1 protein-coding gene is annotated in these 276 nt (G+C 60.9%); it reads right to left on the reverse strand.

The features are described 5' to 3' along the window. On the reverse strand, positions 1–276 hold a 276-nt coding region (locus tag C1X29_RS28405), incomplete at both ends, for an antirestriction protein ArdA (protein ID WP_146023301.1).

Consider the following 276-nt stretch of genomic DNA (forward strand, 5'->3'; position numbering starts at 1 on the left):
GGTAACCGCCTCGCGCGCCTCGTTGAGATCGCCGCTGAAATAGTCGAGCAATGCCGCGCCCATATCTCCATGCTCGACGATGAAGGATGCCAGTTCGGCCACGGTGTTGAAGCCGGTATATTCCTCGATACGAACCTCGCCGAACCCTTCATAATCATGGATGGCCCATTCTTCCGCCCCGGCGACGGGCGATGCGGCCAGCATATCGCGCACCTCATCGTAAATCGCCCAAGGCTCCTGCGCCGCCTCGACCCATGCGCCATGCAGGATGCCGTT

Source organism: Pseudomonas sp. GW456-12-10-14-LB2 (assembly GCF_002884345.1).
Lineage (GTDB): Bacteria > Pseudomonadota > Gammaproteobacteria > Pseudomonadales > Pseudomonadaceae > Aquipseudomonas > Aquipseudomonas paraglycinae.